General features: G+C 46.3%; 3 protein-coding genes, 1 tRNA gene and 2 rRNA genes. 3 read left to right on the forward strand and 3 right to left on the reverse strand.

Annotated features, from left to right (window positions below):
- The 3 genes from ACP5PX_RS06940 to ACP5PX_RS06950 form a co-directional block, all read left to right on the forward strand.
- A partial coding sequence (locus ACP5PX_RS06940; protein WP_428085246.1) for a hypothetical protein occupies window positions 1-194 on the forward strand: 194 nt, incomplete at its 5' end.
- A 79-nt stretch (window positions 195-273) separates the two neighbouring features.
- Window positions 274-1,719 (forward strand): oligosaccharide flippase family protein, encoded by a 1,446-nt coding sequence (locus ACP5PX_RS06945; protein WP_428085247.1) that lies wholly within the window; start codon window positions 274-276, stop codon window positions 1,717-1,719.
- Between the two features lie 9 nt (window positions 1,720-1,728).
- Window positions 1,729-2,634: a lysylphosphatidylglycerol synthase transmembrane domain-containing protein gene (locus ACP5PX_RS06950; protein ID WP_428085248.1), complete on the forward strand. Its 906-nt coding sequence runs from the start codon at window positions 1,729-1,731 to the stop codon at window positions 2,632-2,634.
- Between the two features lie 70 nt (window positions 2,635-2,704).
- On the opposite strand, the gene ACP5PX_RS06955 is transcribed toward ACP5PX_RS06950, so the two are convergent.
- From ACP5PX_RS06955 to ACP5PX_RS06965, 3 genes are all read right to left on the reverse strand, one after another.
- Window positions 2,705-5,804 (reverse strand): 23S ribosomal RNA (locus ACP5PX_RS06955).
- 152 nt (window positions 5,805-5,956) lie between these two features.
- Window positions 5,957-6,219 (reverse strand) — tRNA-Ala (locus ACP5PX_RS06960).
- Window positions 6,220-6,299: 80 nt separating this feature from the next.
- Window positions 6,300-8,104: ribosomal RNA gene (locus ACP5PX_RS06965) — 16S ribosomal RNA — on the reverse strand; the annotation flags it as partial.

Below are 8,104 nucleotides of genomic sequence, written 5' to 3' on the forward strand. Positions count from 1 at the left end.
CTATGAACGATAAGCATTATGGAATAAGCCCAAAAAAGAGAAAAGAGATGGTAGTTCGGTATTATCTGAACCAGATTCCACTTGAATGTAAACCAGACATGTTAGGCGCTCTTAATCTCTCTGATGATGAGGCAACTCTATTGGGTAAAATGTTAGATGATAGCTATAATTGTTTGATTAAGCAAAATAAATAAAATACATATCACATCAAGAGAATTAAATATCAGTTCAAGTGGCTGATAGTAATATAATTTTATGATAGGTTATAATAACGTGCGCCCAATAATAAAAGATTCAATCGTAACAACAGTGGCCTTTTTTACAGAACGCAGCTTTGGTTTTTTAAGAGAACTCATACTTGCAGCCATACTCGGCCCTACTGCGATGGGTCTCAGGAATGTAATCATAATGCTAAACAATTACAGTACTTATGTATACCTTGGCACTAATTCTGAAGCGTACCGTGAAGTGGCATCGTTCCATGAAACGGATTTGGAGCGTGCAGTGCGAGCACAAAAGCTCCTGCAGTCTTGGGGGTTTATAGCATCAGTTGTGGTATGCATTGGCCTAATTATGTTTACAGCACTCTCACACTATTCACTGGAGTTTAAGCTTTCACTTATATTACTGGCTTTTATTACTCCGGTAATGATTAACACTGCAAACATGGCAAATTATTTACAAGCGATTGGGAAGTTTAAGTTATCAAGCCTTGTTGAGATAATAAAGGTTGTTTTGGATTTGGTAATAACAGTTATGCTGGCATACTTTTACGGCTTTGTTGGTGCAGTGGCAGGGTTATTCATAGTATTTGTTGTACGGTATTTTCTTTACAGAGGGGTTTACAGTAAGTATAAAATCTTGTTTGAATGGGATTATGTGATAAAAAGATGGAACGATTTTGTTGCCATGCTAAAACGCAGCCTCAGGCTCTTTATTACTTCAATTGCAAACACACTTTACATGCAGATCGATAGCCTGGTTGCAGTTGTCATGCTCGGTCCGGCGGCACTGGGTATATATGGTGTTGCAACTACCCTGAATTCATTAATCTATGGTACTTATGGGTCTACAGTAGCTCCGGTTGGCCAACGTATGTACAAGGCTGCAGGTGAAGAGCACAAGCTTAAGTATTACCTTGATATGCTCTCAGGTATTTCAGCATTCTTAATGGTGTTTCCTATTGCAGCAATAGTACTAATCTCACCTTATATAATAAACTACTTTATCCCAGCATTCAGTGATGCAATCCCAGTTATTGGTGTTCTTGCAGTTGCATCTTTCTTCAATATAACATTAAGCCCCATCTCGAATTATGTAGTGGCAAAAAGAAAGGAGCTCCTTATAACAGTATCAACAGTCATAGCCGGCTTGACAAATTTAATACTTGACATTTATCTCATACAATTGGGCTATGGTATAATAGGGGTAGCATATGCAACATCATTCTCTTATTTTCTAAATTTTGTTCTCTTGATGTATCTTTCAAAGGCCCTCTCATTAAAGAAGATACTTGAAGACTTAATCCCCTTAGTGTACTTAATTGCAGTACTATGGGCATGGACAACTGACTGGACATTAATCCTTTTGCTTTTGTTTACTGCAATATACCTGCCCATAATGTACTATGTTTTTTATGAGAGAGGGATTTACCAATATATAAAATCTAACATAAAAGACGTATATGACCGCTTTCTAAAGATGATTGGTTATGGGTGAGTGCATAAAGTGAGGTCTGCAATTACAACACTGTTTTTATTACTCTTTGGCATGTTTTGCTTATACATAATCTCTGTATTTTCTGGTCTTGACATAGGTGAATTTGTTAAGGTGGTTTTTTCGATCCCATTCCATCTACTTAGTGTATGGCTTTTGATTACATTAATAGAGTATATATTACAAAGTGTACGGTTCAGAATAATCTGCGGCTCGAGCCAACCATTGAAAGACTTTTTTCTACATTATAACATAGGTCATCTTATAGCATTTATTTCACCTTCCAGGGCTATTGGTGAACTGGCCAGGGTGTTCGTGTTTCACAAATATCTTAAAATATCAAAAGAGAGGTCACTCTCATCCATAGTCATTGAACGCATATTTGACATAATTGTGCTTGCCTTTGCTTCACTAGGTATAGTATCAGTGCTATCCAATTCATACCTTCCTGTTGCATTCCTGATTTTGGCACTGTTTCTTGTGGTTTTCCTTACAAATCATTCCCTGCATTCATTCATACTGGCTCTTGTTCCATCAAAACACTTGCGCGATTTTACTGAGAGATATTTTCTGCATTCACGAGAACTTTTAAATGACAAAAAGAGCTTTTTGCAATTGTTCATGCTTTCCGTACTGCTCTGGATGTTGAACTTCATCAGATACTGGTCAATACTTGCATACTTTAGCATCCAAATACCGTTTGAGCTCAGTGCAAGCATAACCTCTATCTCATATTTTGCAGTTATGTTCTCTGTATTTCCTGGGGGACTAGTATTTTTTGAGGGTGCAGGTACTGGGTTGCTTTCTCTTATCGGCTACTCACCAGCAATTGTCCTAAGCGCAATATTTGTGGAAAGAATATTTTCATATTGGCTTTGGATATTCATTGGAATGGTTGCTTTCACCATTAAAGAATAAAACTAGAATGATTAGGCAGCGCATCCACTAAATCTATACACACAAGTGATATTGGTTTGCTTTTAAGTAGGCACTCGTTGCAAAAGGCTTTAGTTGTGGTAGGCTCGCAAATCGCCGAAGCTCTAAGCTTACACCTCCACTCTATCAAACCCATCTGCTATGGGCGCCTTAACCGCGTCGTTTTGGGTGCTGCTTCAACCTTAGATGCGTTCAGGTCTTATCAGCCTGGAGCGTAGCTACCCGGCAATGCTTGACACAACCGGTACACCAGTGGCTCCGAACCATCGTTCCTCTCGTACTAAATGGTCCTTCCCCTCACGCGGCAACACTCCCAGTAGATACTACCGTACTGTCTCGCGACGTACTGAACCCAGCTCACGTAGCTCTTTAACGGATGAACAACCCGACCCTTGGTGGCTTATGCACCACCAGGATGAGCTGAGCCGACAGCGATGTATCAAACCGCGAGGTCGATATGTACTCTCGCCCGCGACCAATCGGTTACCCCCGGGGTAACTTGTCTGACAGCTAGGACCCTCACCAAAAGGGATGCCTAGGTTCGCTAGACCCGGCTTTCGCCTCTGCGTTCCACGCTTTTAGGAACACAGTCAGCCCGACATTTGTTCTTGTCCCTTACCGGCGGATTTTCATGAGCACTCTGGTTAGAGTAGCAAGCTCAAACCAAAGCCTTTCTTTTTTGAAGTTTTCTTTGGAAAGCACGGATCTTGATCATCTCGTGCGCACCGAAAGAAAAGCTCTTTCTGACCCGCCTAAGTCGAGCATTGGGCACCCTTGTTTCCTTTTCGAGGGTGTACCACCCCAGCCAAACTATCCACCTGCAGCTGTCCTCCTTTCGGAGTAAGGGGTATCGTCACCAGAGGGTGGTGTTACACTTTCGCCTCCACACCTCCCGGAAGAAGTGCTTCTAAGGCTCCCACCTACGCTCTGCAATAGCAACAATACCTCAACAACAGGCTATAGTGAAGCTCCACGGGGTCTTCGTTTCCCACTGGGAGAGCTCGGTATATTCACCGAGCGACGAGTTCACCAGGTCCCAGGCAGGGACAGCAGGAGAGTCGTTATGCCCTTCATGCAAGTCGCCAATTAAGCGACGAGGTATTACGCTACCTCAAGAGGGTCAGAATTACCCCCGCTCTTTGCCAGCGCTTAGACCCGTTGAACCGGGTTTTCACGTACTGGTAGTGAGCAGGCATCGGCCCCTGTACACAGCCTTACGACCTTGCAGGGACCTGTGTTTCTTACCCACCCTTTTCTAAGGAAAAGGTGCTTGGTAAACAGTCGCTCTCCCCTTGTCACTGCGACCTGCCCATGCAATATATTTCAACTACAAGGACAGGCACCCCTTCTTCCTAAGTTACGGGGCTAGTTTGCCGAGTTCCCTTGCCTGAGTTCTCCTGCCACGCCTTGGCCTCTTCAGCCAGGGGCACCTGTAATAGTTCTAGGTACGGTCTTACAGGATCGTTACCCTTTTCCTTTTCATGGACTCAAGGCCTTGACCAAATCCCCAAACGGGGACCATTCCCAGCTTTGAACCGCTTCTCCTCATAATGAGACTCCACGGTTGTATACTGGTTAGATAGGGTCTCCCCTACTCAGCCTAGCCCCAAGTGTCAGAAATGGGTCTTGCGTTGCCGCACCTACCTGTAAGGCACAGGAATATTAACCTGTTTCCCTTTCGTTGGAAGGTGATTGGCCTCCAACTTAGGACCGGCTAACTCTCCGCTGACGAACGTTGCGGAGAAAACCGTGCCCTTTCGGCGCTTGGGATTCTCACCCAAGTTTGCTGTTACTAACACCAAGATATTCATTCCATACAGCTCCATGGGACCTCACGGCCCCACTTCTGTGCTATACGGACGCCTTCCTACAAGATTACGCACACAGTGCGCACTCCTGGGTATCGGTGGCTGGTTTAGCCCCTGTTATCTTCGGAAGCTGCCCTCTCGGTTGGTCCGCTATTACGCGTTGCTTAGAGGAAACAGCGAGTTCTTTTCTCACTGAGAAAAGGCTCTTGGCTGCTTCTAAGCCTACCTCCCAACTGTCTGTGAGAGGGGCTTCCTTATCGTTTAGCACTTAACCAGCTCTTAGGGACCTTAACCCAAGTCTCGGTCGTTCCCGTCACGCCCCCCGGGTTTACCCCAGGGCACCCGACTGTCCCCTTCTACGATGAACAGGTGTTCGGAGTTTGAAAGAAAAGTAGGACCTTTCGATCCCGTGCTTTTCGATCAGTGCTCTACCCCCTGCTCAATCTCCAGGGACGCCATGCTGAGACATGCTTCGGAAGGAACCCGCTATTACCAGGCTCGACTGGACTTTCACCACTAGACGTCGGTCACCTAAGGGGAATAGACCACCACTAGTTGACGGCCTCCACCAGTTTTCAGACCGGCTTCGCCGTGCCAACGCCTAGATCGTACTGGCTTCGGGTCTTAGAATAGTGATTCACACCTTTTCAGATGCCCTGCCTCGTTCAACACTGCGCAGGCTTGCTTTCGCTCCGCCTTTCGGCTCACCACTACCCTAAACTCCTTGGCCCTTGCTTCGAGAAGGAAGACAGGACACTGGTCCCCTCACCTCGCTCCCATCCTCTCGAATGGTTGCTTCGGTAAGGATCTGCCCTTTCATGCCCTGCCTGCGTGTCACCATACAGTTTCAGGCGCTTTTAACCCTCCGTCTTGGAGTGCTTTTCAGCGTTCCCTCACGGTACTAATCCGCTATCGGACTCTGGTTGCTATTTAGGTTTAGAGGTTGGTACCCCTATCTTCAGACTCCCCCAGGGAGCCTTACTCTACACACCTTCCTCCCACAAGCTACGCTTACGGGGCTATCACCCTTTATCGCAGAGCGTTCCATCTCACTTCAGCTCGCTCATAGGATAGAATTGGTGTACCACATCTCTTCTAAAGTTACCTCTAGAAGATTCGGTTTGACTCTGTGGAGCGTTCAGTCGCCCTTACTAGCTCCATCTCAGTTGATTTCTTTTCCTCCTGCTACTCAGATGCTTCATTTCGCAGGGTTTCAACCCATCTCTGGGTACTGGGCAATCTCGGGTTTAAAGGTTGCATGCACCTACCCCGAGCATATCGCTGCTTGCCGCGGCCCATAACCAGAGCCAAGCCATCCTCTGCATGGTTTAGTGCAACAGCAAATGCCTACTTAAAGGCATAGCAGTTCCAGGTATCACTCGTATTCGAAGAAAGTTTAGTGGATGCGCTTCAGCCTCATTTCCATCCTCACATAATTATGAGGATGTGAGATGCCATTTTTTATCACAACTCTCAGGCATCTGAGAGAGTTGGAGTGGACCCAGCGAGATGCACAACCCCTTTCTTCTTTAAAGAAAGGTGCTTTTGAACTCGCGGCCTCCCGCTTTTTTGAGCGCTTCCTTTGGCACATGCATTCAGTAAGGCCAAAAGGTACCTTTCTTAGTGCAGGTTCTTTAGGCAACCCTAAAGAAAGTGCACCAGATTTTCTTAGTGCAGGTTCTTTAGGCAACCCTAAAGAAAGTGCACCTAAAGAAAGTGCTTGCAAAGCGGGCGCTCTACCGGACTGAGCTATGGGCCCACATGAATGTGGCTCAAGAGTATAGGTAAAGCAGTAGAATATGGTGTTAGCATCCTTGCATTTAGCTTATTTTCCTTTATCGGAGGTGATCTATCCGCAGGTTCCCCTACGGATACCTTGTTACGACTTAGCCCCCCTCATGAAGCTCTAATTCGATGACGGTAGAAACCGCCGCCTCACTAAAACCTCACTTGGGTGACTTGACGGGCAGTGTGTGCAAGGAGCAGGGACATATTCATTGCGCTGGACATGCATAACACATCCATCCGCGCGATGCTGACACGCGATTACTAGGCATTCCAACTTCATGAGGGCGGGTTTCAGCCCTCAATCTGTACTGGGGTTGGGTTTCAGAGATTAGCTTACCCTTTCGGGCTTGCAACCCGTTGTCCCAACCATTGTAGGCCACGTGTAGCCTGGGAGATTCGGGGCATACTGACCTACCGTCGCCCACTCCTTCCTCCCACTTAACGCGGGCAGTCCCCTTAGAGTGCCTTCCAACCGGAGTTGAAAGTAGCAACTAAGGGTATGGGTCTCGCTCGTTTCCAGACTGCAGAGCCTGTGAGTAGGGTTTTATGAACTTGAGAAACTCTTCCGAAGGTGTTATTATAAAATATCCTTTACTACGTACTAACCTAAACCCCAATCTTTCGATCAAGAGTTGTTTTTCAAGTGAAATGCCTTTTACCAATGGCACATTCTCCTGAATCCTTCCTGCAGCATCAAATATACCCGCAAGGAATGCAGCACTATAGTTGTTCTTGCTTTTGAACCTGTTTTGAATATCCTCCTCAACATCTGTAAAAAACTTTTTGTATCCAGAGTGATAGAAATATGCCTTCTTGCCACTTATAAGTATCTTGCTAGGGCTAGTTAATCCTGCCTTGAGGACAGCCCTCACAAAATATTCCCTTACATGCGGCATTCCTCTCACGCAAATCCCAATATTGCACTTGCGTGTGGACCACATCCCTATCAAATATGCAAGTTCAGGTGTAAGTTTAACCTTCAACATTCTCACCCCTTCACAGACTCTGCGGTTTCCTGGACTTAACCAGACAGTTCACACCACGAGCTGACGATGGCCATGCACCACCTCTCGGCTTGTCAAGCAAAGTCTTCAGCCTGGCTCTCATCCTGCCGTCGCTCCCAGTAAGATTCCCGGCGTTGAATCCAATTGAACCGCAGCCTCCACGCCTTGTGGTGCTCCCCCGCCAATTCCTTTAAGTTTTAACCTTGCGGTCGTACTCCCCAGGTGGCAGACTTAACACTTGCGCACCCTTTTTGAGCCCTCTTAATATTCAAAAAGGGCTCTACGCTACGGCACTGCAGAGACTCAAGGTCGCTGCAACACCAAGTCTGCATCATTTACAGCTAGGACTACCGGGGTATCTAATCCCGTTTGCTCCCCTAGCCTTCGCTCCTCACCGTCAGACGTGTTTTGGTCAGACGCCTTTTGTGGAACCTTTCTTTTTGACAAATGTTTGTTACAAAGAAAGGCCTCGCCACTGCTGGTCCACCTAGGATTAACGGATTTAACCCCTACCCCAAGTGTACCTCTGACCTCCCCCACTCTCAAGCCCAATAGTATCATAGGCCCTTCCTTCAGTTAAGCTGAAGGATTTCACCAATGACTTAGAGGGCCGGCTACGAGCGCTTTAGACCCAATATACGTGGATACCACTAGTAGTGCCAGTATTACCGCGGCGGCTGGCACTGGTCTTACCCACTCCTTATTCATGGAGCGTATTAGACTCCATAAAAGGTCTCCCGAAAGAGACCACTCAGAGTTCCCCCATCACGCTTTCGCGCATTCCACAGCTTTCTTTGGATATTCGCTCACAAGAGCGAAACCGAAAGAAAAAGCACAAGGCTTTTCTTTCTT

Source organism: Hadarchaeum sp. (SeqCode) (genome assembly GCF_049969415.1).
GTDB lineage: Archaea > Hadarchaeota > Hadarchaeia > Hadarchaeales > Hadarchaeaceae > Hadarchaeum.